The 26,946-nt window shown below is 43.8% G+C and carries 17 protein-coding genes and 1 tRNA gene; 9 read left to right on the forward strand and 9 right to left on the reverse strand.

Annotated features, from left to right (window positions below; translation table 11 throughout):
• Positions 1-95 precede the first annotated feature (95 nt).
• Entirely contained in the window at positions 96-995 is a 900-nt protein-coding gene (locus tag NFHSH190041_RS12170; protein ID WP_261922089.1) for a 6-carboxytetrahydropterin synthase, read from the reverse strand.
• 666 nt (positions 996-1,661) lie between these two features.
• Here NFHSH190041_RS12170 and NFHSH190041_RS12175 point away from each other — a divergent pair.
• Positions 1,662-3,314, forward strand: a complete 1,653-nt coding sequence (locus NFHSH190041_RS12175) for a methyl-accepting chemotaxis protein (RefSeq protein WP_261922090.1) — start codon at positions 1,662-1,664, stop codon at positions 3,312-3,314.
• 161 nt (positions 3,315-3,475) lie between these two features.
• On the opposite strand, the gene NFHSH190041_RS12180 is transcribed toward NFHSH190041_RS12175, so the two are convergent.
• From NFHSH190041_RS12180 to NFHSH190041_RS12190, 3 genes are all read right to left on the reverse strand, one after another.
• A complete protein-coding gene (locus NFHSH190041_RS12180) occupies positions 3,476-4,447 on the reverse strand; it encodes an IS481 family transposase (protein ID WP_261921918.1) in 972 nt (323 codons plus the stop codon).
• 122 nt (positions 4,448-4,569) lie between these two features.
• A complete protein-coding gene (locus tag NFHSH190041_RS12185; protein ID WP_261922091.1) occupies positions 4,570-9,159 on the reverse strand; it encodes a hemagglutinin repeat-containing protein in 4,590 nt (1,529 codons plus the stop codon).
• 563 nt (positions 9,160-9,722) lie between these two features.
• On the reverse strand, positions 9,723-11,405 hold the full coding sequence (locus NFHSH190041_RS12190; RefSeq protein WP_261922092.1) for a ShlB/FhaC/HecB family hemolysin secretion/activation protein: 1,683 nt from the start codon (positions 11,403-11,405) through the stop codon (positions 9,723-9,725).
• A 315-nt stretch (positions 11,406-11,720) separates the two neighbouring features.
• On the opposite strand from NFHSH190041_RS12190, the gene NFHSH190041_RS12195 reads away from it, so the two are divergent.
• Positions 11,721-13,067: a dihydroorotase gene (locus tag NFHSH190041_RS12195; RefSeq protein ID WP_261922093.1), complete on the forward strand. Its 1,347-nt coding sequence runs from the start codon at positions 11,721-11,723 to the stop codon at positions 13,065-13,067.
• A gap of 455 nt (positions 13,068-13,522) precedes the next feature.
• Complete coding sequence (locus tag NFHSH190041_RS12200; protein WP_261922094.1) at positions 13,523-14,608, forward strand: AI-2E family transporter; 1,086 nt, start codon at positions 13,523-13,525, stop codon at positions 14,606-14,608.
• Between the two features lie 73 nt (positions 14,609-14,681).
• Here the strand turns inward: NFHSH190041_RS12200 and NFHSH190041_RS12205 are convergent, their stop codons facing one another.
• Together NFHSH190041_RS12205 and yejK are read right to left on the reverse strand one after the other, a co-directional pair.
• Positions 14,682-15,251: a GNAT family N-acetyltransferase gene (locus tag NFHSH190041_RS12205; RefSeq protein ID WP_261922095.1), complete on the reverse strand. Its 570-nt coding sequence runs from the start codon at positions 15,249-15,251 to the stop codon at positions 14,682-14,684.
• A 442-nt stretch (positions 15,252-15,693) separates the two neighbouring features.
• The gene (gene yejK / locus NFHSH190041_RS12210) at positions 15,694-16,722 is read right to left on the reverse strand and encodes a nucleoid-associated protein YejK (RefSeq protein ID WP_261922096.1); all 1,029 of its coding nucleotides are present in this window, start codon (positions 16,720-16,722) and stop codon (positions 15,694-15,696) included.
• A gap of 77 nt (positions 16,723-16,799) precedes the next feature.
• On the opposite strand from yejK, the gene NFHSH190041_RS12215 reads away from it, so the two are divergent.
• From NFHSH190041_RS12215 to NFHSH190041_RS12225, 3 genes are all read left to right on the forward strand, one after another.
• A complete protein-coding gene (locus NFHSH190041_RS12215) occupies positions 16,800-17,015 on the forward strand; it encodes a YejL family protein (protein WP_261922097.1) in 216 nt (71 codons plus the stop codon).
• Between the two features lie 84 nt (positions 17,016-17,099).
• On the forward strand, positions 17,100-18,884 hold the full coding sequence (locus NFHSH190041_RS12220) for a DUF3413 domain-containing protein (protein WP_261922098.1): 1,785 nt from the start codon (positions 17,100-17,102) through the stop codon (positions 18,882-18,884).
• A 144-nt stretch (positions 18,885-19,028) separates the two neighbouring features.
• Positions 19,029-19,105 (forward strand) — tRNA-Pro (locus NFHSH190041_RS12225).
• A gap of 433 nt (positions 19,106-19,538) precedes the next feature.
• Here NFHSH190041_RS12225 and NFHSH190041_RS12230 read toward each other — a convergent pair.
• The 3 genes from NFHSH190041_RS12230 to nadE form a co-directional block, all read right to left on the reverse strand.
• Positions 19,539-21,212: a hypothetical protein gene (locus NFHSH190041_RS12230; protein WP_261922099.1), complete on the reverse strand. Its 1,674-nt coding sequence runs from the start codon at positions 21,210-21,212 to the stop codon at positions 19,539-19,541.
• A gap of 309 nt (positions 21,213-21,521) precedes the next feature.
• Positions 21,522-23,201 (reverse strand): hypothetical protein, encoded by a 1,680-nt coding sequence (locus tag NFHSH190041_RS12235; RefSeq protein WP_261922100.1) that lies wholly within the window; start codon positions 23,199-23,201, stop codon positions 21,522-21,524.
• 545 nt (positions 23,202-23,746) lie between these two features.
• The gene (gene nadE, locus NFHSH190041_RS12240; RefSeq protein WP_261922101.1) at positions 23,747-24,577 is read right to left on the reverse strand and encodes an ammonia-dependent NAD(+) synthetase; all 831 of its coding nucleotides are present in this window, start codon (positions 24,575-24,577) and stop codon (positions 23,747-23,749) included.
• 249 nt (positions 24,578-24,826) lie between these two features.
• Between nadE and NFHSH190041_RS12245 the strand changes: the two genes are divergently transcribed.
• The 3 genes from NFHSH190041_RS12245 to NFHSH190041_RS12255 all read left to right on the forward strand — a co-directional run bounded on the left by NFHSH190041_RS12245 (position 24,827) and on the right by NFHSH190041_RS12255 (position 26,741).
• The gene (locus tag NFHSH190041_RS12245) at positions 24,827-25,225 is read left to right on the forward strand and encodes a hypothetical protein (protein WP_261922102.1); all 399 of its coding nucleotides are present in this window, start codon (positions 24,827-24,829) and stop codon (positions 25,223-25,225) included.
• 93 nt (positions 25,226-25,318) lie between these two features.
• On the forward strand, positions 25,319-26,035 hold the full coding sequence (gene aat / locus NFHSH190041_RS12250) for a leucyl/phenylalanyl-tRNA--protein transferase (RefSeq protein ID WP_261922103.1): 717 nt from the start codon (positions 25,319-25,321) through the stop codon (positions 26,033-26,035).
• A complete protein-coding gene (locus NFHSH190041_RS12255) occupies positions 26,019-26,741 on the forward strand; it encodes an arginyltransferase (RefSeq protein WP_261922104.1) in 723 nt (240 codons plus the stop codon). The genes aat and NFHSH190041_RS12255 overlap by 17 nt, the downstream gene beginning before the upstream one ends.
• The last annotated feature ends 205 nt before the right edge of the window (positions 26,742-26,946 follow it).

Below are 26,946 nucleotides of genomic sequence, written 5' to 3' on the forward strand. Positions count from 1 at the left end.
AAGCTGCTGCCTTGTATATCAAACGCTCAAACTGTTGTCTAAACAGGCCTGAAGGTCAACCGCCGCTAAAAAGGTAACAGCCTGACAGTCAATGATTATGCCTTTGGTGCAGTTGCTTGATTGCCCGGTTCACAAACAATGGCGCCCTTACCTACTCCTTCATAAGCAATGACGCGAAATTCACTCTCTGGTATTTCAGCTTGCAATTCACGGGCAATAAATTGCGCCAATAATTCGACCGTGGTGTCGTGAGGAATTAACTCACAACGTGCCTTAGGCATGGCTAACTGAAAATGTCCCTGCGGCGCAGTATAAGCAAAACCATAATGGCTATTATCATCTACCTGAGCTTGCGGAGATAAAGCCAATGTTGCTACCGAGGCTAAATCCTCTTCGCCACCTAAGTAAATATCCTGCCAACGCTCTGCCCAACGCTGCTCCAGAGCTGGTTCTGCCTGGCCATCACGGAAAATACTGATAGGGCTGCGATGGCCGTGAGCAATGCGCTGACAATTACCGTCATGTTTTTTCAACCCGTGGCTGTAGTGGTAATAAGCCCCTTCCAGTAACTGATGGCGCAGGATCAGGCTGATATGGGCAACATTCTGTGGCAGCACATGTTGCAGAGCCTGAATCAGGAAGCGGTTAACACTTTCAAAATCAATGATATCAGTTTCAATCCGGGCAAAAGCTTGCTCTGGGCAAGCCAAATGGATAGGCCCCATCGCACTGGCAAAATCCAACATCACCTGTTCCCCCTGTTGTAACCAGCGCACAGCATCATTGGCAACAGGAACTAATAATCTGTGATCACAGACATTATCAATGGTCTGTTTGATACTGCGTTTTACCTTGGCAAAATCCAGCACCATATTCTGCTCATCGAGCCCACCATCGAGTACTACATCCACTATCCAGCTTTCCCCGACCATGCCGCGCACCGGGCACAGGTAAGAAAAGTCGATAACAGTCAGATCATTGACGAATAATTGCATTTTTACTCCAGTGCAGAGAAACAGTCTGCAGTTTGCTATTTCACTCCGGCTAACCCGGCGAAAGTCATTAAGTTGCGGCTATTCTAATGGATACTTGCGGCGGCTGCGAGAGAAGATCATGCCTCAACAAACCTTAAGCTGTAAGCTCAGTCTTTCACGTTTCAGTTATCGGGATAACAATAGGTAGCGTAGTTAACACTAACCACGCTTTAATATTATTCAGGCATTAATTCAAAAACCGCATATTGTATATATATCAAACAATCCACTTACAATAATCATTTTTACAAGCCTAATAACACACTAGGTATTGCTAACAATGTGTAAAAATGCTTGTTAAGCATCCATTTATAGGTAGGTAAATTTATAATTTTCAACGTAAAAATATATTTTTGTGACATTAATCATGTTTTAATTTACCTCTGCTTAAGATAATAAATATAACTCTTTGTTATAAAAGCAATCAAAGTCGTCATTTTGATTACATCCAATCTGACACTTAAAAAATACAAAGAGCAATGTTCACCAAATAATCAAAAACATTTTGTGTGTTAATTTAAAACTAATGTCTTCTAGTTCAATTTTCCTACTTATTGTTTGCGATTCCATTATTTCTACCAAGCAATATCCATCACATTAAATTTTGCTTGTTTTATAAGGTTATTTATGCGTTTCAGACATTTGTCCATCAGCAAAAAACTGGCGATAATATTTTCGATATGTGGCATAGCGTTAGTCTTTCTTGGCCTCTCCTCTCTTTTCTTATTTAATAGAATGAATGACACGCTACAGGAAATTACAACTAAAAATATTCCTATAACGGATACTATCAGTCAGATCCGTTATGATATTACTGATTTCAGGCGTTATCAGTTAGGATATTTATTATCTGAAAATGATGACAAACTAAAAAATGAATACACAGAATCTCTTCAAATAGACAGAGAGAGATTAAATTCAAGACTCGAAAGTTACAAATCTCTGGTAGTAGACCAAAATGAACTACAAGTTATCAACAGGATAGCTCAAGGTTGGCAGCAATATGCCCACACACATGATAATATAATGTTGTTATTAGCGAATGGAGAAACAAATCAAGCTAAAAATATTCTCTTAAATGATAGCTATGAAAAATTCAGAGATATTTTGCTCGATGTTGAAAGTCTGGTAAAAATTTCCCGTAAATTTAATGCACAAAACCGTGACCTTGCAGAAAATAGTTATTTTTCAGCTAAAGTAAGCATCATAGTAATTACTATTTTAGATATATTGTTCCTCATCGTATTTTCTACATTATTAACACGTCAAATCTGTCATCCGCTAAAGATGCTGGTTGAACAAGCAATGGCCATTGCAAAAGGTAATCTGGGGCGAGGAGTGCTATGCGAATGGATAGAACAAGACCGTATCAATCATGATGAAACAGGCCAATTAGCTGTCGCTATTCGGGACATGAAAGATAGCCTCAATGCGTTAGTTACAGATATTACCACTTCAGTGGGCCAGTTAAGTACTGCGGCTAAAGACATGAGTACTATCTCAGAGCAATCAGCCGATGGAATGTCTCAACAGTTGAATGAAATCAATCAAGTTGCAACAGCAATGAATCAAATGCAATCAACATTGCAAGAAGTTGCCAGTAATACCACGGCAGCTGCCGAAGCTGCAAACCATGCTTTATCCGCATCAAAAGAGGGAACTGACATTGTCCAAAATACTGTGCTGAGTATTGATGGCGTTGCGAAACAATTAACCTCAGCATCTGACGTGGTACAACAATTAGAGCAAGACAGTAAAAATATCAGTATCGTACTGGATGTTATCCGAGGAATTGCAGAGCAAACCAATCTGTTAGCCTTAAATGCCGCTATTGAAGCTGCGCGGGCGGGTGAACAAGGACGGGGATTTGCTGTTGTCGCAGATGAAGTGCGAACATTAGCTCAACGCACCCAAAAATCGACTGAAGAAATTAGCCATACCATTGAAATGCTACAAAACCGCACTGCGCAAGCGGATCAAGCCATGCAATTAAGTCAAGAGCAAATGAAAAGCTCACTAACGTTAGCTGAAGATGCCGGAAAAAGTATTCTCAGCATTAATCATGCCGTGAATATTATTACCGATATGAATAATCAAATTGCTAGCGCGACAGAAGAGCAAAACGTTGTCGCCAATGAGCTCAACCGAAACATCACTATTATTCAATCTTATGCAGATGATAATACACAGGGAACCCAGAAAACAGCATCGACTTGCCAAGACTTAAATAGATTGGCAACTGATTTAATCGGTTCAATTAGAAGTTTTGATTTGATTTAAATAAAACGTTATAACCGCATATTAATCAAGGCGGTTAAACCGCCTTGATCGCCCCTAATATGTCCTGATATAAAATGCAGCATTAACAAAATGGATAGTACTATCTACTTCAACTAAACACTATCTGAGCTAGTCAAAACTCTTGCTATTAAGTGTGTGATTCATAGAGATCGTTTCAATCTTCTCAGCTCCAATTCAAGCCTGTAGTTTTGTTCTTGAAGGGGTTCTTTTGCTGGTTCATAAAGCTCCTGAACCTCTTCAGAATAAGGCGTTTGCTCAGCCATTTCGAAGTATCGCTCCATGGGTGTTTTCCCATGGTGTGCGCTATGAGGCCTCTCCCAGTTGTAGTAATGCTGCCACTCAGCAAGCAGGTTATCTAAATCGTCTGATGCTAACTCTACCGTTGCATAAAACTCAGCTTTATCCGTTTTCTGCGAGCGCTCTACTTTGCCATTTAGGTGAGGTGAAGCAGGTTTATTTGGTCTGAATTTGATTCCATGGATCTTCAATTTCTCTTGGACTTTAAAGGCAAAGAACTCGCGGCCACGATCTGTTTGAATACGCTGAATTGGAAATGGCATTTCATCAATAACGCAATCAATGAAATCCAGTGTGTTAGCAGCAGTTCTGCGGCTATACAGCCTTAAAACCCTATAGCGGGTGCAATCGTCAATCGAGGTGTATTGATAGAGATTCGGCCCTATCTTGCAGGTATCCATTTGTATTCTATCGCCAGGAACTGGGCGAACATACCTGATGTAATCTGGTTTCTTACGATAGGTAACAACAGGCTTTACCTCATTCCGCGTCAAAATCTTATGAATAGTTGCAATTCCAAGAGAGAGCCCATGTAGGCGGCCAAGTTCACTTTGAATACGCCTAGCTCCAAGGTTTCGAGAGCATCGCAAAGATAAAATTAACTGCTCTTCTGTCTCACCAACCTTGGTTGAAGGTGAACTCTTAGGACGTCTGCTTTGACTGACCAGACCATCTACACTGTCTTTCTGATAACGCTGCCACCATTTTCTTAAGGTAGGTCTGGATATGCCACAACGACGACAGACCAAGCCCGCATCACGGGTCTCTTCGTATAGCTTAATCCACTGTAAACGCTGTTGTATTTCTCTGTTCATAGACACTCATTATATTGAAATGATGTCTATGAATCACACATATTAAGCGTAATAAAAAAATCCCGCCGAAAGGCGGGATTTTTACAGTGACATTTACTCAGTCATCTTAATATCACAATATATTATTTACCGTAAGTCACAGTTGCAACAGCAACAGGTGTCTCATGGGTATTTTGGAAGTTAGACTGATTAGCCCCCCCAAGTCCCATCACCCCTTTGGCAATATCCATCACATTGGCATTGATCTTACGATGTTGATCCACGCCCTGAATATCCTGCTGTTGTACAGAAGCAGACTTAATCTGACCGGCTTGAGCATTCACTTGTGCGCCGGTTACCTGCATAGCGCCCGCAACATTCAGATCAGCATTGCCGGCCTGAATAGCGGACGATGTAGCAACTTTATCACTGTAAGTGCGTTCATAAGCGCCGGAAACATCAGTATCTTTGAACTTTTTAGCAAAATCCATCGCCTGATCTTTCAGACTTGGCTTAGGCTCATCAGCTTTCGCTTGAGCTCCGGCCTTTTTCGCTTCAGCCGCTTCCACTGAATTCACATTGCTGCTGATCTTCGGCACAGACAATTTACCGCTAACACTGGTGCTGTCAGTCAAATCTTTTTGTGACGCAAGGGTCAAATTACCACCGATCTGGCCAGACAACTTGTCAGCTTTAACTGTACCGCCCGCAATAGCGACATCCCCTTTCGTTTGGATGGTCAGATTATCAGCCTGAATCCCTGCCAGTGTGTGGCTACGGTTATTATGCTGACCATAGTCAAACTCCACCCCACCTTGGCCTTCGCGGCTATGATCCACACCTTTAAACGGATCATCATTTAGGGTATGGCTGCTTTCTGTGTCCACAGAGCCGGCCACATTCCAGCTATTCCCCTGCTGAGTGCTTACACCAGCATGAATATCCACCCCACCATTGGCAGCATTGATATTGGCCTGCTGGGCTTGCAATTGACCGCCTTCAATACGGATAGCATCATTTCCCTGACCGGCAGCGCTTAATGCCATGTTACCTTTCGCGGTTAGCTGACCACCAGTGACCGTTGTACTGCTGTCAGTGGTATGACCTAATTCCAATCCGCCACCGATGCTGCCACCATATTCATTGGTTTTGCTGTTACGGTTTTTACCGGCATGAATATCTGCACCATAATGCTGAGATGATTCACTGTGGCTGGCAGTCGCACCATCCAACTGCAGTTTGCCACCAGCCTGCATCGCCAAATTATCAGCTTGAACATTAACACCTTGAGCACGGATATCTGCACCGGATTGAATATGGACATTACTACCGCTCAAGGAGCCTGTAACCGCTTCACTGTCATGGCTAGCAGAGTCTTTATAATGGCCGCCTAACTCACCGCCCATATCCCGGGTGTCACCCGTGGTTGTGACATCAAAGCCGACATTAGCGGTCACATCCATGCTGCTCTTAGCATGGGTACTGTTAGCCTGCTCCATTGCAACGCCTTGCTTGGCGGCAATGCTCACGCTGTCAGAGCCATTAACGGCTGTTCCTTGCAGCATGGCAGTGTTCGCCGCATCAATGCTAATCTGTTTGCCTTTCAGGCTGCCTGCAGTGGCCAGGTTATCTGTGGTATTTGCCTGTTCATAGTGCACATCAGCTTTACCATGCAGTCCAACATCCACCCCGGTTTTAGTACCAACGGCACCGCTAACGGTCACATCCACTTTATTGTGGTAGGTGTCATTATGTGCGTTAGCAGCTTCATTACGGTAAGTGTCACTGTGGATCGCAACTGTGTCTTGCGCATCATAAGCAGTGGCCTGATCCCGCACCTGCCCCTTAGCATTGATCATCACATTACCGGCATGGATCTCACTGGCTGAGACAGTGCTCTGTACACCGCCATTGCTCTCATGTTGGGTATTCACCGCGGCACCAACCTGAACCTCGGTTAAGTCCAGCTTGGTTTCTTTTGCTGTATCAATTGCGCCTTTTACATCACCGTGGATCAATTTCTCGGCGCCATCGATCAGTGGGCGGGTTGTCGCACTATAATCGGCACCCAGTGTCACTTTCACACCAACAGTCGTTTTATTACCGTCTTGACGCTGCTCATGTTGACCGGCTGTGGTTGTAACCTGCTCAGCATTAACCTGATAATCACCACCAACCTGATGGTTAACACCAGTCTGAGATAAGCTGTTTTCAGCATTAATGGTCAGATTGCCCCCGATTTGGGTACGGCTGCCTTGATCGTCAGACTTTACCATCACATCATGACTATGAGTCACGCTGCCACCGGCACTGATTTCGCCTTTATCGGCCCCACCTGTAACATCAATGCCCAACTTGACACTGTTATCTGTGGTGTCCTGATGCAGGGTATCTTTTACCGCGCCAAAACTGACGTTAGTGGCATTGATGTTGGCATCTTTGCTCGCAGTCATACTGGAGCCATTAATCGCAACTGTCTGGCCGGCATTGATGGCAACAGTTCCGCCATTCAGGCTGGCACCTTTGTGTTCAACCTGCTGACTTTCCTGATGATGATGGGTCTGTTCAATGCCAACACCCGCGGCATATTGTTTATCACTGACTTTCTCAGCATGAGCTGTGCCGTGCAGTGAAGTGGTATCATTCACCTTATCCGTGGTGTGCTGACCTGAGGTGACAGTGATATTGCCGTTAGACTCCAGTCCCAGCTGTTGTTTGGCTGAGATATCAGAGCCACTGATATGAATATTTTTTTCACCATTCAATACCAAATTGGTATCTGACACCACGTGGCTACCACTGACTTGATGTTCACTGGCGGCATCATAAGCTGAATGACCGGTGATATTGAACGCACCACCACTGCGGGTATACAGGGTATCGGATGAGGTATCGGTCGCATTATCTACACTGACCTGACCTTCACGGGCCTGTACATAACCGCCCTGTTTAGCATGTAATTGGCTGCCTTTAATATTGACACCGTGATCAGCTGACACTACCAGTTTGCCATCAGCAGCAATGTCAGTCGCCACACTGTGGGTTGCATCGTGCTGTTTTTTGTCATCAGCACCACCACCAATGCCGCCCCACGCGGTATAGTGATTTTCATTTAATTGATGATTTGTCAGTGCGCCGGTACCAATATTCACAGTACGCTCGCCACTTATATTCAGATCGCTACCTGCATGCACCTGAGCACCGGCAGTATGAATATCACGACCCGCAGTTAAATTAACGCCTTGGGCGGCATTCAAATAAGCAGCAACATAGGTTTGCTGTTTATCATTTTGCTCTAGATGGCCACTGAGCAGAGCACTGGTCTCATTTTTGCGCGTCATGGTATGGCTTTGCAGCGCCTGATTCACAGCGGCGCCCAGATGCACATCCTGTTTAGCATTAATGTTCATTTGGCCAGCACTGAGGTTTGCCGCTTCCAAATTCACATCTTTACTATCAGCAGAGATAGTCAGCCCTTGTTTAGCCTTAACCTCGGTTTGTACCTGACGGGTCTGCTCATTATGCTTGCTATCGTTATGGAACCAAGAATAAAACCAGCGATTATTCCGCTCAGATTCAGCATTTTTCAGTTGTTGCGCATCTAAAGTGACATTACCGCCACGCACAGTCACATCATCGCCCTGAATATCTGCCGCAGTAATATGGTTATCACCATAACCTACTAAGGTAATATTTTTACCCGCAAGTTTGGTTTGTTCTAAACGTTCAGTGTGAGTTGTTTTCTCATGATCAATCGCACCACGATAATTGTGGTAATTCTCAGGATCCTGCCACTGATTCTCGGTGGCAATAACCTTGCCATGAATATTCAAATCACCGCCGGCAATATTAATATCGCCACCATGAATATCTGCACCTTCAACCTGAACTTGACCTTTACCATCAACTGACAATTTATTGGCAGCGTCAATATTCCCTTTCAGGTTAATACCACTACCCATATCAGTGTTAACCAAATTAATGGTATCGGATTTCATACTGCCCAGATAATAACTGTCCAAATTCCCCACTGGATTTGGATTAGTCGCAATAATATTGCCGTTGTAGTCAACCTTATTTTGGCCTGCAATAGCTTGTATTGCTTGCCCAGCGGCAACAGGGCCACGTACATCAATACGAGGGGCAATTAAATTTAAAGCGGTATTGGTTACCAAACCTTTATTACCAACGTATAAGCCCTGTTTATTAGCCATGGTATTAAACCCAGCTAAATTGCCATCTTTCAGCATAGGGTTACCGACTACCAGTGAGTTTTTACTGGTATTGATAAAACCACAGCCATTACAGGTAATACCATTGGGGTTAGCCAATACATAATCTGCAACCATACCAAATACTTCCTGCTTACCCAGCAGCAGAGAAGGATTTCGGCTAATGACTTCATTCAAAATAATTTTAGCATTATGCCCATGCAGGTTGCTGTTAGCCCCTAAATGCCCAGCCAATTGGGAATTACCAGCCTTAAGACTGTTATTCAATACAGCACCGGGCTGATTAACATCATAATTATTATAGGTGTTATGGGATAATCCCCGCTGATTCGGGGTGACAATATTAACGACTTGGGCACCATTGCCCGCTGTGGAAATCGTTGCCTGGTGAGCACTGTCGCCCCCAGCTACAATGCCACCTGCATATACGGGATAAGAAAGGGCAAGGGATACCAGAACGGTAAGTTTGCCGGCCTCGGAAAGTTTGAACTTATTACTCATAGTCATATACTCCAAAGCTGTCAGCAGTTCATATTTATTCTGACAACTTATCGCTATAAACGTATCACATTCTATATAATGGACATCCTGTGTATAGATTCCCTATTAATGTTATATGTCAAATAATAGATGCATCATTTATTGTATGTTTAATAACGATGCGGGTGATAATGTATTTCATACCTCTTAACATATGTAACATTAATGCCATTGTGCTACAGCTTTATATTTAGGTAAAGCTAACACAAGTGAACTTGTGAGATATGTATCAAATGTATCATATGTTTTTATTGATATTTAAGAAATGAAAATATGCTGTCGAATAGTTTAATAATTAAGCACATTGCAAAATGTTTATAAAATATCGCCATTATGGATATTGTGCTCAAGAAAGATAAATAAAAAACAAATCAAATTGTATAAATAAAAGGCGGACTATTATTGTCCGCCTTTTAGTACTCAATGCAATTTACATAACGAAATACGTAACCCACGAGATAAAACTAACATCCAAAATAAATTTTAAATATTATCTGTCTCGCAATAACTCATCCAGTACGCGCTTAAAGTGCCACACTGACTTGCACCAAACATTGCCAGGTCTCTGGTAAATAACGACTAGGCCCTAATGGCAGTGCTCTGTTTAGCATAATATCGGCAGCTATCTGCCGGTAGCTATAGCTCACCCCGGCACTCAATCCTAATGCCGCTTGGTTAGCTGGATGACTACCGGGAAAGTAGACTTGGCCGATATCAATCCCGATTCTTGGGGTAAAGCCACCCAAGGCTGAATCAAAATAACGACTCAGGGTATTTTGCCAATATAAACCACTGCTCGCTGACATACTGTTAATGTGCAATCCGCGGATCGCACTGGGATCGGCTAAGTCTAACGACTCTCCGCCCCACAACGGCTGAGCACTGTACTGCCCATAAACGCTGCTGTTAAACAGATAATTAGCTTGTCCTAGTAATAACCAACGACTGAAATTAACCCCACCAGTAAATTTCCAAAAATCAGACAATCGTGCCACCGCATCCCGCCCGCTGTGATGAAACTGCCAGTCTGGCAGCCCTTTCTCCAATGCAAGATTGGCCCCCACACTGCCATAACGCATTTGACGGGTATAACTGCCACCCAATTCTAAGGTTGAATAGTTAAAGCTACTGATGGCCAATTTGTCATGATCAAAATAATTGTTGGACTGTTTTTGGCTTATCTGGAAATAACTGCGATAAATCTGGTTTTGATCGCGAAACATCACATAATCCAGTTTGGCACCGAACTCTTGGCTGTCACCACTGAGGCGCACCGAGCTATATGCCAGCTGCTGATTAATGCCATATTCTGACGCGCTATAAAAACCGCTTAGGGTAAAAAAGCCATAAGGAATACTATAAAGCAGATTATAGCTGCGGCTTAATCCCCGAGATGGTGCCCGTAACGATTGCGTAAGCGCCACATTAAGGTAATCATCGATACCCAGTAAATCATCCCAGCCTAACCCCAAGGTCAAACGTTGGATACCGGTATTAGCCTGACCATAATTGTCTATCACCGCAGAAGCATGCCAATGGGAGAGCGGATTATTTTTCAATTGAATAATACTGCCGCCAAACTGATCACCTGGCACAATTTCCATCGTCAGATGGTTAGAGCTGAGCCGATTCGCCTGATCAATCCCCTGCTCCAGTTGACGCAGGTTTAACGGTTTACCCACAGTATGGGGAAATAACAGTGCAATATGGGTAGCATCATCCCCGGTAATTTTCTCAATATGTCCTTCAACGACATTCAGTAACAACTGTCCATGAGGATCCACACCCCCAACTAATACCCTTGCGGTGATATAACCTTTCAGCAAATACAACCGGGTGATCTCATCAATCAAACGGTTAACGGCTGCGGCAGTAATACAGTGATTATCCAGTGGTGTTAATTGCTGTAAATCTGCCGGGGTTAACAGGCTAATCCCGCGAATGGCGACATCATTTAGCGCTAAGCACTGCGCCGATTTAGGTAATGGATTCGCATCCTTTTTTGGCGTCGCTATCGCGCTATCGCGTAACTCAGCCCGTTGATTTTGCTGCATCCAATGGTGAATTTGTTGCTGATTTTGCTGAAAATGATGTGATGAAGCTTGGTCAACTACCTTATCGACCTGCGCAGGGAAATCCCGGCCACAGACATTACCAGCTCCCAATAACACCAAACAGGCCAGCAGACGTAATTTATCTGACCGCATGACAGAGATTTATACTCAAAAAACGAAGCGGCTATGTTACTTGATCGCATCCTAGATTGATACAAGTTGTATCAAGGCAACTTTTACCCCATAGAGAGTAAATACTGCGTGATTAAGTACAAAGATAAGCACCGGAAAAGACTCCACAATTATCCTGTAATTAAGGTAAGATAAGATTCCGGAAAGAAAGGCTTTCTCCGTTTGGAGTCAGCAAAGGGGTGGAGTCCCCGCGCACTGTCACAGGACTGACAGTTCCGGTCACATCCTTTCGCCTGCTCCAGACCAACGTCAATAACAATGGTAAACAGGTATCCTATGAAAACCCTTATTTGTAATGCTCATCTGGTTAATGAAGGCAAAATTACCCAGGGAGATCTGCTGATTGAACATGGCCGGATCAGCCAAATTGCTGCCGGGATCACCCCGCCAACAGGCGCTAAGGTTATTGATGCCAACGGCCAGTACCTGTTACCCGGTATGATTGATGATCAGGTTCATTTCCGCGAGCCGGGTTTTCCGAATAAAGGCACCATTGCCAGTGAATCTCGCGCAGCGGTAGCGGGCGGTATCACCAGCTTTATGGAGATGCCTAACGTCAATCCCCAAACCACTAACCTGCAAGCGCTGAAAGATAAATATCAGCGCGCCTCACAATGCTCATTGGCAAACTTTAGTTTTTACCTCGGGGCGACCAATGACAATCTGGACCAAATTAAACAACTCGATCCCCACGCGGCTTGTGGGGTAAAAGTCTTTATGGGCGCCTCTACCGGTAATATGTTGGTTGATAATCGCGATACTCTGGATGGCATTTTTGCCAACGCCCCCACTGTTATTGCCACACACTGCGAAGACAGCCCAACCATTGCGATTAATGAAGCCCAAGCCAAAGCACAATATGGTGATGCCGTGCCAATGGCTTTGCATGGTGAAATCCGCTCCCGAGAGGCTTGCCTAAAATCATCCCAATTGGCCACTGAGCTGGCCATTAAGCATGGTGCCCGCCTGCATGTACTGCATCTGACCACAGCCGATGAGTTATACCTGTTTAAAAAGGGCAAAACCTTGGTAGAATTAGCGGGTGCCAATATCACCGCAGAAGTGTGTGTTCACCACCTGTTTTTCAATGATACGGATTATGCCCGGCTTGGCAGCCAGATAAAATGTAATCCCGCAGTGAAAACGCAAGCGGATCAGCTGGCATTAATTCAAGCGGTCAAAGACAATGTAATTGATATTATTGCCACCGATCATGCCCCGCACACCTGGGAAGAAAAGCAGGCGGCCAGTTACTTCAGCAATCCATCTGGTGTGCCACTGGTTCAGCACGCTTTGCTCAGTTTGTTAGATATGCACCACAGAGGTATTTTCAGCTTGGAACAAATCGTTCAGAAAACAAGCCATGCCGTTGCGGAGCGTTTCCAACTGAAAGAACGCGGTTATTTGCGCGAAGGCTATATGGCTGACTTGGTGATGGTCGATCTTAACCGTCCCTTCACAGTAGCAGATAACAATATCCGTTATCACTGTGGTTGGAGTCCATTTAAAGGCCACACCTTCCCGGCCACCATTGCTGGCACCTGGGTCAATGGTCAGCACTTGTTTGATGGTGAAAAATTTATCGATAACACCTTAGGCCAACGTCTCAGATTTAACCGTTAAACTAATATCATCATGATGCTCAATCGGTTACGGTAAAGCGCAACACTGCAGCGTGGCGCAAACCACGCTGCGATTATTTCCCCACAGTCATCGTGCTATTGGCCGCCAGCGATTACTCACCCCAAGACCAATATTCGTCTCTCAACGTCATGTACTTTTACTAAGAATCACCATCGGTAATCATCAGTTTACTTTCCAATTTCAATCATCAGACAGTAACCAAGTCACATGTCAGGAACGGCTATTAATAGCGCCAGCATATCTTTAAATGCGTTATCAATGATGAGCACCCACCTACATGCCATCAGCGCGAAGTATTTTAACTATGCGCTAACGGTCGGTTACTATCTCTGACTATTGCGATATACCGCAACATCCGGCAATAACACGGTTTGTCACTACAATGACTAATCCGTTATGCTATCAGCAATTTTTTACACTCAGCGGAGTTCTGTGTGCCTACACCATTTAAAGCCGAACCCCGGCACTGGATCCTGATCCTGGCACTGTGTGTCGCAGCTTATGCCTGTTATCTGCTAATTGCCCCTTATCTGGGGTCAATCGTACTGGGATTTATTGTGTCATTGCTGTTTTTGCCGGTACACAGCCGGATTAACCATGCCATGCCCCGTAGCCCTAATCTGGCATCATTTTTATCCTGTACCTTACTCACGGTTATTGTATTGATCCCTCTGCTGGTCGTGGCTATTGCTATTGTCGATCAAGGTATTACTTTTTTTAGCTCCAGCTATCACTGGCTGACTGATGGGGGAGCCAAAGAGCTACTCAATCACCCTTGGGTACAAACCGGGTTCCACTTTGTCAATAAGTGGCTGCCCTTTGATACGATAAAACCAGAAGAATTTATACAAAAAGCCGCAACAATGGCGACCAACATCAGCACCGAGTTAGTCGGGGCCAGCACCAAAATTCTCGGGGATATAACCGGAGTATTAGTAGACTTTTCCCTGATGCTATTTGTCCTATTTTTCTTTTTGCGCGATAACGACAAGCTTATCGATGCTCTGCGCCACGTAGTACCGCTGTCCCGCAGTCAGGAAGATCAGATTTTTACTGAAGTGGAACAAGTGGCTAAATCGGCAGTATTAGGATCATTTCTCACCGCAATTGCCCAAGGTATTGCCGGCGGGGTCGCCATGGCATTGGCCGGATTCCCCGGATTATTCTGGGGCTCAATTATGGCCTTTGCTTCCTTTATTCCTTTTGTTGGCACTGCACTTATCTGGTTACCCGCAGCCCTCTACCTCGCGCTTACCGGTGACTGGAACTGGGCAATCTTCTTGGTGGCTTGGGGAGTATTAGTGGTGGGCTCAATTGATAACTTCTTGCGGCCACTATTGATGCAGGGCGATTCGGGCATGAATACCCTAATGCTGTTTTTCTCCCTGCTGGGCGGATTGCAATTATTTGGGTTAATTGGCCTGATTTATGGTCCGATCATTTTTGCTGTGACGCTGGTACTGTTCCGCTTATATGAAGCTGAATTCAAAGATTTCCTACAACAACAGGATAATCAGTAATCACCTAGCACTCGTCACTGATATCATATCGTCATCGATGTACTGACTCAGTATCCGGGTCAGTACATCGACGCTAAACCGGCATACTGTAAATTACCTGTTCATCCTCAAATAATGGATCACTGACAATATCCCGGCGTAAAAAACGCATGCCTAACTTGGCCATTACCCGCATGGAAGGCAAGTTATCCTCTTGGGCAATCGCACACAGGCTTGTTACCTCCGGCATCGCAGCCAATCGCAGAGCAACCGCTTGCGCCGCTTCTGTTGCAAAACCTTTTCCCCAGCAGTGACGTTTAAAGCGCCATCCCATCTCCAGATTGTGATGTTCAGGAGTAGCGGTAAAAAACGCCCAAGGGCGGACTAAAATCCAGCCGTAATATTCTCCACTGGTTTTGTCTGAGACTTTCCAAATACCCCACCCCAATGCCGGGTTACGATATTGCCGCATCCGGGGGATCAATTTGGTTTCCAGCATTTGCATGCTGGTGACTTTGCCACCCGTCACATAACGCATAACTTCCGGGTCTTGATCCAACTCGAATAATACTTGTTTATGTTGTGGGTTTGCCTCAGCATCCATCAGCTCAAAACACAATCTCGCCGAAGCCGGAATATGCACTGTCGTGGGTTCAACTGCCATGTTGCCTCCTATCCTTTCTCTATTCCCCAAATCTATCTGCAGATAATGATGATATCCCTTCAGGCCTTACACTCTGATCAAGTAGGATTGTGATTAATCGCCATATTCAAGCAAGCATTATATTTAACCAATAAGTTCGATAGCTACTGCCAATAAAACACCAAGCTTATAGTTATCAAACACAAGGTAATGAGTTATGTCGCGTAACCTAACGCTGTACGCAGGGGCTGTAATGGCTATGGACTTCATCCTGCTTATTCAATTTCAGCCTTATTTGAATCATCGCTATGGCGGTTACTGGCCGAGAGATATTTCCCCCGCAAAGCCCATGACACAAATGATGGAGACACCTTGTGAACGACTCGGTTTAGACCTTTCAGTTACTTGCTATTTTGAGCATAAAAAAACCGCTGAGAACAGCGGCTTTTGTCTGATAACCGGGTTATTCCCCTTTCAGACGACGATCTAACTGTTCTTTCAAATTAGCTGGCACCTTTTTAATCAATAAGGTATCTGAGACAGGGTCATAAATCACCCGTTCCCCCAAATGTACCCCATCAAAACTGATACTCACCCCGCCACCAGTACCAGAGAATTTTTTCAACTGACGCAATGTGGTTTTATCCGCTGGAAACTCTTCATCCAGCTCATATTCACCACCCTTGGCAAAATCATAAAAGGAATCCATACCGGAATCAGCCAGTTCATCGGCCAGATCTTTTAGCTGAATATCATTGCCACTATCAAATTTATCAGCACAGAAGGTAAAGACTTTTTCCCGACATTCTTGCCGTTCTTCTTTTGTTAATTCACTGCCAGCAACAAAGTCTTCTACCGCATTCATCAGCTTTTTATTCTGCGCTTTAGGATCAACCCCTGTCACACACCCCATAAAATCAAGGAAGAAATCAGCCACTTTGCGGCCAGCCCGCCCGCGGATAAAAGAGATATATTTGTGTGAGTCAGCGTCCATCTGCCATTCGGTTAGATCGATTCTTGCTGCTAACTGCATATTAGACAGATCCAGCGAATTGACTTGCGTCAGTTCCATATCGTCTAACACTGTCATAGAGGATTTGGCATTGAGCAACGCAACAAACAGATAATCACTGGCTAATGCGGTGTAACTCGCCATCAGCAAAAAGCCACCATGACTAAAGTCATATTTTGCTAATTCATCTTGCAGCAAACGGCCCGCTTGAGCTGAAAAATCAACAAACCCCGTCGCATTACTGCGATACTGCGCTAATGCATCAGCAAATGCAGTATTCGCTTCGCCATCACCTTCTGGCACGCCAAAATAGCCAAAACCTTTCCCACTTTTACTGGTGTAAGTACTGTGTAATTCCTCCAGCATGGCTTCAACGGCGGGGCCGTTTAACAATGGCTGGGGACGCAGGCGGCAGGTCAGCTGTCCATCGCTGTTTTGGGCGATCTCGTGGATAATCGCTTGTTCGATCTGAATACTCATAAGCCCTGATAGTGATACGGTTGGAAATCCGTTATTATATGCCGCTAATCCTTTCCTATGTGAATCATTTTTTATTTATGGCTATCCAATCAAAATACACCAACGCACAAGTTGAATCCCTTATCGCCGAGCTGCTGATGGTACTGGAAAAACACCAGTCGCCAACGGATCTGAGCCTGATGGTATTGGGTAACTGTGTGTCTCATCTGCTGCAAACCAAGGTCGGTGAACAGTCCCGCGCCCAAGTTGCCCAGCAGTTTGCTAAGGCACTGGAACAATCCGTTAAGCAGTAATTGCCTGTAAACCAGTAATTTACTGGTAATAAATAAAGCAATAAACATAAGATACACAGGTTCTTCGGGAAACAGCGCAATATTATGGTAGAGCGACAGAAACAGATGAGCCGGGATAAAATTTCCCGCCTGGTGAATTGGGGTCACTGGTTTGCGTTTTTTAACGGCATACTGGCGATGATTATCGGCAGCCGTTATATCGAGAGTATTGGTTATCCCGATACTTGGTTAAGCTGGGGCTATTTGGCCATCAGCACCATAGGCCAATTCAGTTTTCTGGCCTTTATGGTGTACTTGGTATTCCTGTTTCCCATCAGTACCCTGATGCCGTATTCAAAAATACTACGGGGTTATGGCGCCACTGTGGCAACAGTCGCGCTGTGTATCTTACTGTATGACACCATTGTCTATGATGACTATGGTATGCATTTAAGCCCGTTCGCCTTTGATTTAGCATGGGCAGATCTTAGCGCTTTATTACATGGCACATCTTACATTATCACCCCCATCGCAATTTTAGCGCTGGAGCTCACTGCCGCAAACTTTCTTTGGAAGCGGATTGAGAAAATCCAGCGGCGTAATGTTGGGCCTAAAGTCGTGGTGTTTGTTGGCCTGTGTTTTGTCGCCAGCCATGTGATCCATATTTGGGCTGATGCGAATGACGTCACCCAGATCACCCGCTTTGATGACAGTTACCCGTTGTCTTACCCCGCTACAGCTAAAACCTTTATGGAAACCCATGGGCTGGAAAGTCACCTCCGTCATCAGCCCAAAGAGGATATAGCGACCCTGCACTATCCCAAAAACCCGCTGCAGTGCCATGCCAACAGTAAACCCAATGTACTGCTCATTACCATTGATAGCTTACGTTATGACATGGTCAACCGGGATACCATGCCATTTTTGACCCGGTATGCCGGGCAGAATCAGAATTTCACTCACCATCTCAGTGGCGGGAATCACTATGCATCAGGGCTGTTTTCGCTACTGTATGGTTTGCAGGGTAATTACAAAGAAGCGGTGGATTTTAACTTCACACCACCCTTGCTGACGCAAACGTTCAAACGGGAAGGTTATCAACTAAGACTGTTTATCAGCCGCTCTGATATGGACAAAATGAAACCTGCTGCCATGGTGGCTAACTTTGTGCCTGTGGTTGCGAATGATAAACACAGTAATGCGGCAGCAGATATTCAACTTGCGCAAGCCTTTGACCAGTGGCAACAAAAGCAAACTGCCCCTTGGTTTGCTATGTTAGATTTAAAATCACCCGAAAATTATGACACGCCAGTGGGATTCCTTGGCGTCGAAACAATCAAGGCGCCGGATAACTTTATGCCGGCACAACGGGTATTATTCAACCAATATCGTCAGTCACTGAATTTTATTGATCACCTTTTGGCTCAGACGTTAAAACAGGTGCCAGATAATACTGTCATCATTATTACTGGCATTAAAGGCAAAGCATTTACCAGCAATAATGTAGAAGCGAGACAGGATCTGTCTCCTGGTAATGTCAAAGTCCCCATGATTATCCATTGGCCCCATGGTAAACCACAGCAAATCAGCTACCGTACCAGTCATTATGGCTTAGTACCTACCCTGATGAACCAAGTATTAGGCTGTAGTAATGCCGCCACCGACTACAGTGCAGGGCGATATCTGTTACAACCCAATAAGCAAAATTGGACCTATATCGGTGATAACAAGGTATTTGCTATCTATCAGCCCAAAGAGATCACTGTGATTAACCGTCATGGGCAATATTACATCTACGATCGCAAATATCAGCACCGGCTGAAGAAAAAGCTCAGTGCACCGGAATTAATCCAGGTGATGCGTGAAAGCCGCAGACTGTACAAAGAGTGACCTGCAACCAGATAGAGCTAACCGGCCGATTATAAACTAATCAAACGGTTAACTTTATCTGCTAAGAGGCTTGCACTCATCTGACGCTCTTGTTAAAGTTCGCCACATCGGAACGGCACAATAAATGAGCCGATCGGTTTGTCTCGGTATGTAGCGCAGCCCGGTAGCGCACTGTCATGGGGTGTCAGGGGTCGGAGGTTCGAATCCTCTCATACCGACCAAATTCAAATCGAAAAAGCCTGCAATATTAATGTATTGCAGGCTTTTTTGTTTGGGTCGTATTTTTGAGCGGGATGAAACTTGGGGAAAATGCTTATCTGATTAATCCTCTTGCGTGGGGAATAAACAAAGCTAGTCAGTTATCAAGACGCTCCCAATAGCTTACAAATCACCCATATACCGCCATTTCACCTTAGATATACCCTGATAAGCCCAAGTAATTAAAAGGTATACAATTAGTGGGAGGCAATCCTCTCGCTATTAACTCAAGCTCACCCCTCGCTATAACTGGATTATTCATCAACAATAAACGTAGGCCACAAAGAATTTCCAATAAATAAATTTATAAATCAATGTGATGACTTCAATGCACATTGTTCTTTATGACATAAAAAAGCGCCCATGACTGAGCGCTTGAAATATATGGCTATGCTATCAATTTAAGCTGACTATCTGCCACTTATTATTGTCAAAATAAAACAGCGTATCTAACCCTAAACTAAGCTGATGTTGTTTACCGGAATAACGCACCTTGACAGGTTTAACCGTTCGACGAGTGATATTAATCATTTCACCATTCGTTGCATTATCAGGTAGGTTGATTTCTGATAAATAAGCGCCGTCAGTTAGGCTGATATTAAGATTACCATAACGATCCAATAGCGACTTTATACTGCTACTCTGCGCGGCAAGTTGTACATCAGCATTCGAATCCAATGATCTTTGTGCCTGCAAACTCCAGTCATCGAACGCAATAAATTGCATCGTTGATCCTTTCCGGGGTCTTAAGGTCACCCCAGGGAATTTCAACCCTACCCACCAACTGGAGTAACGGATCAATATAATATTACGGATATTGCCAATGTCAGTCGCTTTGGGAATGGTGAAATTACGTGTCCAGTTACCATCAGATGTCTGCAATTTCAATGTACTGTAATCATTAATAAAACGCTTCAATAAAGCGGGCTCTCCACCTAATTTTCTCAATGTTGCATTATCCCTTACTGATTTATCACTAATTACAAACCAACTTCCCCCACGCTTAATAAAAACCGTTTTAGTTCCTTTAGGGGGTACTATTGTCGTAGATGAATAATTAAACTTTACGCTATACGTTGAGTTACGAACAAAGCTCACCATGGTTCCATCAGGTGCATCTCGTGAAAGTTCAATCACAGGAGTCCATTCTCCATCTTGAGTTTTAATTTCTACAGCACGGTGCTCTGTCAATAATTGGTTTAATACGCCACTATCTTTACCTATGCGGGATAACTCTGTTTGACTGGAAACCATTTTTGCTGGCTTCATAAGCCACTGGTAACCATCAAATTTAAATGTCACAGTCTTCCCTTTAGGAATAACAGTATCAAACCCATAGGGAAAGCTGACCGTTCGTTTACCAAATTTAATTTTAATCGCTGCATCGGCCTGACGTTCAACAACAAATTCCTGTCCAGCTGATGATTTAGGTGGCATAGTCAATTCAGCAATACTATTGCCATTCGAAGTGATCATGGTCAATGGGTTGTACTTGGACAACAGTTCTTCAAACAATGCTGGATCACGAGCAATCGCATCCATGGTTTTCTGATCACGAATAACCGTATCATGGGCACAGAAGAAATGACCCGCCGTGCCTTTTTTCACTTGGAAACCATAACCAGAGCCAGTAATAACATGTTTATTACCAATTTCAGTAATCTGCCAACGCCCCATATTGTTTTTAAAGAAATTTAGATTGGCTGGCACATCTTCAGGTGGTACAGGAAATGAGAGCGGCGGACATTCACGATTAAATGTAATTTTATCATAAGTCACTGGTGCCTGAGATTTTGGCACACAAAATATACCAAAAGCCCTACCTGGTTTTACTGTAAAATTATAACCATAACCCATAATGACATGATTATTACCAATCTGAGATATTTGCCATTTACTTAAATTGTAACGGAAGAAATCCATATTATCAGCAATATCTGAAGGTAATATTGGTACCATCTCATCAGGACACTCTCTCGAATATGCATATTTAATTTCATCATAAACAACAGCCTTGGCTGAACCTGTCGCCAATATCAATAAAGCTAAGCAAAGTTTTGGGTTAATCATTTTGTGTCAACTCCGTACAGTTTTATTTTAGCCCGATAGAACATGAGCAGCGTTGACGCAGCAGGTGATATCTGCAGCATATACCTACATTACCGAAACAAATTATTTTGCTCCAATACCATATTTTTATAGCTAATTATTTCTTATAACCGAGTAATTGATGGATAAATTATATTTAAATGATAAAAATATTATTAACACTCAAAAACAACCAATTGATATTAAATAAATTGACTTATAGACAGCCAATTTAAAACAAAAGCGCCTCGAAAATCGAGGCGCTTTTTATATCACAACTTAACGATTGATTTAGTTCAGTGTAATAATCTTCCACTTATTATTTTCAAAGTAAAATAATAGTGGCTCAACTAACCCTGTGGTAATTGTCTGTCCTGAGTAATGTACCTTTAATGATTTACGATACGTGCTACGGGTAATCTCAACCAATTCACCATTAGTCGCATTATCCGGTAAATAAATGACAGGCACATACGCATCATCAGAGATATTAATTGACAGGCTGGCATATTTATCCAACATTTGCTTCACGCCTGCGGCAGTGGCAATAGCCTGCACATCATCATTTCTGAAGATAGACTTACGCCCTTGCATATCCCATTTATCAAAAGCAATAAAGCGAGTGATACTACCGCGACGCGGATAAATGGTCACCCCTGGGAATTTTAACCCTACTCGCCAACTTGAATAACGCTTAAGGGTAATATTACGAATATCTCCAATTGAGGTTGCCTTAGGTACTTCAAACGAACGGGTCCAATTACCATCTGATGTCTGTAACGTCAGTGAGCTATAATCATTAATCATTTGACGAACTAAATTAGGCTTACTTCCCAACATCCGCAGCGTACGGTTATCACGCACTAGCTTGTCACTCAGAACAAACCATGATCCACCACTCTTGATAAAGACGGTTTTTGTTCCCCGAGGCGGCACAATGCTGGTTGAAGAATAATTTAATCTCACACTATAAGTCGAGTTACGAATGAAAGTAACCATAGTACCGTGGGGGGCGTGACGTGACAGATTAATTGTCGGCGTCCATCCACCGTCAAAAGTACGAATCTCAACTGACCTGTGTTGCTCCAATAACTTATTGAGCTCACCTTCATTTTTACCAATTTTACTCAGATCTTTTTGTGTCTTAACAATATAGCCAGGTTTCATTTCCCAGAAATTGCCATTGTAACGGAAGGTCAGCTTTTTACCTTTAGCCACGTCCGTATCAGTACCATAAGTAAAACCTATGGCTCTTCTGGCGTAATTCACCTTTATATCGGCCGCGGCCTGACGTTCAATAATAAACTCCTGACCTTTGGCAACCCCTAATGGCAGCGTCACTTTCGGAATAGTATTGCCATCAGAAGTAATCATTGTTAGTGGATTGTATCTAGATAACAGATCTTTAAATAGCTGAGGGTCACCGGCAATGCCATCCATCGTTTTTTGGTCACGAATAACTGAGCTATGGGCACAGTAGAAATAACCGGCTGTACCTTTTTTTACTTGAAAGCCATAGCCAGAACCCGTAATGACATGTTTATTACCAATCTGGGTAATCTGCCAACGGCCCATATTATTTTTGAAAAAATTCAAATTGGCCGGCACATCTTCAGGTGGTACAGGAAATGACAGTGGTGGACACTCTCTATTTAACGTAATGCGATCATATTTAACCGCAACATGTGGTTCAACAGGTTTAGGTACACAATACACACTACCTGCATGACCCCGCTTTACAGCAAAGCCATAACCAGATCCCATGATTACATGGTTATTAGCGATTCGAGTAATTTGCCAGCGCCCCATATTATTGCGGAAAAAATTCATATTATCCGCCACATCTGCAGTTGGCATTGGCATCATAGTATTCGGGCATTCCTTTGCGAACTTGATTTCATCATATACAACCGCATTGGCAGAACCAGCGGTCAACATTAGCAGTGATAAGCAAAGTCTTGTGTTTTTCATAGTCAACTCCGTGCAGTTTCTTTAAGCCCGATAGAACATGAGCAGCGTTGACGCTACAGCCCCTATGACTTGCAGCATGATTGGTACATTATATTAACAAATGCACCATTACAAGATTTTATTCTTATTTTCGCAAAGATTTAGGTATTTATTCTTAATATCCGATATAAACAACTGATTTTTTTTCAAATTAATTATTTATATTTATGAACAGTATTCACTGCTTCAAGCTAAATCTTCAGCATAAAAACTGGTATTATCAGAGTCTTTTTGCTGTTATCTCTAAATAATGATAAACATCAAAAATTCACACTAATGACATATTCAAGCTATTGTTAATAATGGAAATAAAGTTCTTCTTTCCAAATTTATTATTACCAAATATCAATAGGCCATCCAAATACCAATATGGTACGGCTGTGAAATGAAATAATCAGAAATAAGAAATTTAGCGATTAACTAGAAAAGGAGCACAGCTAAAGTCACACAGCAGAACAATACGGGAAGCTACAGCCCCGCCATGATAGGCAGGGCAGAAAGGACAATTAATCGTAAATAGTAGGAATAGCACGGCGTTTGTGCTGTGTTTGCTGATAAATCCGGATCAGTTTGGCTTCGATTTCTGCAGCCACCTCACGACCTTCAAGAAAGTCATCAATTTGCTGATAAGTCATGCCTAAGGCTTGTTCATCAGCTAGTTGTGGCTGATCTTCTTCCAAATCTGCCGTAGGGGCTTTATGCACCAAAATATCAGGCGCACCAAGGTAAGCGGCTAATTGCCGAACTTGACGCTTGTTCAAACCAAATAATGGGGCTAAATCGCAGGCGCCATCACCCCACTTGGTATAAAAACCCGTGATATTTTCTGCACTATGATCTGTGCCAACAACCAGCCCCCCGGTCAGACCGGCAATTTCATATTGCGCAATCATGCGCATTCTGGCTTTCACATTACCTTTTACAAAATCCACATTAGTGTGTTGTGCTAATGTGGCTCCAGCCTCAGCCAGAGCGGATAATGTTTGTGAATGAACCCCGTCTACACCGTCACGGACATTTACCGTCACTTGCCGAGTTGGTTGAATAAAGCGACAAGCCAACTGCGCCTCATCTTCATCCTGCTGCACATCGTAGGGTAAGCGTACAGCAATAAACTGGTAAGGATTATCAGTCAAATCAGCATTAAGTCCATCCACGGCCAGTTGACATAACCGCCCTGCCAATGAGGAATCCACTCCGCCACTGATCCCCAGCACCAAACTGTGACAGTGTGCTTGCTGCAATTTGGTTTGAATAAACGCGACTCGACGTGCTATTTCAAACTCCGGTTCAATCTCAGCCAGCACTCTCATTTCTTTCAGAATATGTCCTTTCACGGGCACAACCCCACACTCACATGCAAACGGTAATTGCGGTCATTATGTGATAAAAGTCAGATAAATATAAGTGTTTTCTCATTTGTGACGCCATAAGCGATTACACCGGTTTTTATCGCCGTGCTGACCCAAATATCATCAGACTCTGCTCTCAACCCGTCAGTTAAAATTTCGTCACTAATTCATGTTTTACTAAAGTTTGGTGCCGATATGTGAAACCGATTAACGTTCAATCAGTTAAAGTTCGCTATGCTGAGTGCCATCACTTTTCCAGGTCGTTATATCATGTGGTGGCGATTGATTTGGGTAGCGTTTGTTTACCTGTTATTAGGGGCGCACTTTTTGCGCAGTGGTAATCCCGTACTTTGCGCTGTATTTTCATTACTGCCCAACTTGCTGTTTTTCAGAAAAATGTGGATTAACAGGCTATTACAACTGATTTTATTAGGCTCTGTGTTTGCCGTTTGGGGCGTATGCAGCTACCACTATGTTCAAACCCGGGTGATGTTTGGTGCTCCCTGGGGCCGACTGGCTATCATTATGACCACAGTCAGTCTTCTCACCATCGCCGCGGCTTGGTGTATTGAAGAAATTAATCTGCGAACCATCAAGCATTGTCATCCAGACGATAATAAACTGAGCGATTAAACGCTAGCTGTATCGAGAACCCGCTGCCGAGGAGTTTTCTCGGTAGCCATTTTCAGTTACTTTATTCGAACCATACTTTCCTGATATTGCAATGTGAACTCCCTGCCTTTTCTTAATCCTGCTAACACACTTTTTCCGCCCCCTGAGCAGGCGTTAACAGATCCCAACGGCCTACTTGCTATCGGTGGCGATCTCAGTGCCCCCAGATTATTGTCTGCCTATTACAATGGTATCTTCCCCTGGTTTAATGACGATGATCCCATTTTATGGTGGTCACCCGACCCTAGAGCCGTTTTTTCACCCCAAGCAATACATATCAGTCATAGTCTGAAAAAAACACTGAAAAAACAGCCTTGGCGTTTTACCATCAACCATGCATTTACTGAGGTGATCACCGCTTGTGCCGCTCCCAGAGCCAAGCAAGCTGGAACCTGGATTACCGATACGATTCAAACGGCCTACCAAGCATTACATCAGCTAAAGCGGGCCCACTCATTGGAAGTGTGGCAGGACAATGAACTTATTGGCGGCTTATATGGTATTAATGTTGGTGGCGTTTTTTGTGGTGAGTCCATGTTTCACCGCCGCAACAATGCTTCCAAAGCAGCCATGGCTGCGTTAGGACATCATCTGCACCAATATCAATATCAGTTGATTGACGCTCAGTTGATGAATCCTTATCTGGTCTCTTTAGGGGCAAAGCCTTTATCCCGGCGAGATTTTTTACATAGATTGCATCAACTAAGGGATCTCAAGCTTGATACACAATGTTGGCAGCCACAGGAGATCAACATTGACTTGCACAAATAAATCTCTACGGGTGGGTCTTACGCCCCCCAGCCAATGCCCTTATCTCCCCCAGCAGCAAGAGCAACTTTTGGTGATCCAAGATGAACTGGATGCTGAGAGTTATGCACAACTACTGGCTCAGGGATTTCGCCGTAGCGGCGATATCGTATATCGCCCTCATTGCCGTGACTGTCAGGCCTGTATGCCGCTGCGGATCCCAATAATGAGCTTTACAGCCTCAAGTCAGCAGCGCCGCACCCTGAATAAAAATCGGTCTTTACACTGGCAAGTCACTAATCAGCAGCAAGCGCAGCATTATGCGCTGTATGAAAAATATATCTGTCAGCGCCATGCTGATGGCGATATGTATCCCCCCAGCCCGGCACAGTTTGAACAATTTCTATCCTGCTGCTGGCACCAGCCACACTTTTTGGAACTCTACCGCGATACAACCCTTATTGCGGTTGCTGTCACAGATGTACTACCGGATAGCTTATCTGCGGTATATACCTATTTTGATCCTGATGAAGAAAAGCGCTCACTGGGTACACTGATGGTGCTACTCCAGCAACAAGTGGCAAAACAGCAACATAAAGCTTATCTTTATCTAGGTTTTCAAATTGATGACAACCATAAAATGTCATATAAGCGTCGGTTTCGCCCTTATCAGATATTGACAAACTCAGGGTGGCATACTGGTACTAACATTAAGCCGGCAAAAAATTAGCATATTTAGCATCAGAGATATTGTTAAAAAATGACGGCTCAAGTAGATGTTTGCTTAGTGCTTTATCTAGCATGCTAACCGATTAGATTTAGCACAAAAAATAATCGTGATTGTATCACTGTCACAGGGGGTTTCCCTTTACAGCGCCGCCGATTTGCGGCATGATACGCCCGTTTTATATTCGAAGGCTAATGGGATTATTTAT

This window comes from Shewanella sp. NFH-SH190041 (assembly GCF_024363255.1).
GTDB lineage: Bacteria > Pseudomonadota > Gammaproteobacteria > Enterobacterales > Shewanellaceae > Shewanella.

Coding starts and splice junctions, on each gene's coding strand:
- NFHSH190041_RS12235 (WP_261922100.1), bottom strand. CDS start 23,201: ATGAAAAACACAAGACTTTGCTTATCACTGCTAATGTTGACCGCTGGT.
- NFHSH190041_RS12195 (WP_261922093.1), top strand. CDS start 11,721: ATGAAAACCCTTATTTGTAATGCTCATCTGGTTAATGAAGGCAAAATT.
- NFHSH190041_RS12230 (WP_261922099.1), bottom strand. CDS start 21,212: ATGATTAACCCAAAACTTTGCTTAGCTTTATTGATATTGGCGACAGGT.
- NFHSH190041_RS12185 (WP_261922091.1), bottom strand. CDS start 9,159: ATGAGTAATAAGTTCAAACTTTCCGAGGCCGGCAAACTTACCGTTCTG.
- NFHSH190041_RS12190 (WP_261922092.1), bottom strand. CDS start 11,405: ATGCGGTCAGATAAATTACGTCTGCTGGCCTGTTTGGTGTTATTGGGA.
- NFHSH190041_RS12205 (WP_261922095.1), bottom strand. CDS start 15,251: ATGGCAGTTGAACCCACGACAGTGCATATTCCGGCTTCGGCGAGATTG.
- yejK (WP_261922096.1), bottom strand. CDS start 16,722: ATGAGTATTCAGATCGAACAAGCGATTATCCACGAGATCGCCCAAAAC.
- NFHSH190041_RS12170 (WP_261922089.1), bottom strand. CDS start 995: ATGCAATTATTCGTCAATGATCTGACTGTTATCGACTTTTCTTACCTG.
- NFHSH190041_RS12220 (WP_261922098.1), top strand. CDS start 17,100: ATGGTAGAGCGACAGAAACAGATGAGCCGGGATAAAATTTCCCGCCTG.
- NFHSH190041_RS12180 (WP_261921918.1), bottom strand. CDS start 4,447: ATGAACAGAGAAATACAACAGCGTTTACAGTGGATTAAGCTATACGAA.
- NFHSH190041_RS12215 (WP_261922097.1), top strand. CDS start 16,800: ATGGCTATCCAATCAAAATACACCAACGCACAAGTTGAATCCCTTATC.
- NFHSH190041_RS12175 (WP_261922090.1), top strand. CDS start 1,662: ATGCGTTTCAGACATTTGTCCATCAGCAAAAAACTGGCGATAATATTT.
- NFHSH190041_RS12245 (WP_261922102.1), top strand. CDS start 24,827: ATGCTGAGTGCCATCACTTTTCCAGGTCGTTATATCATGTGGTGGCGA.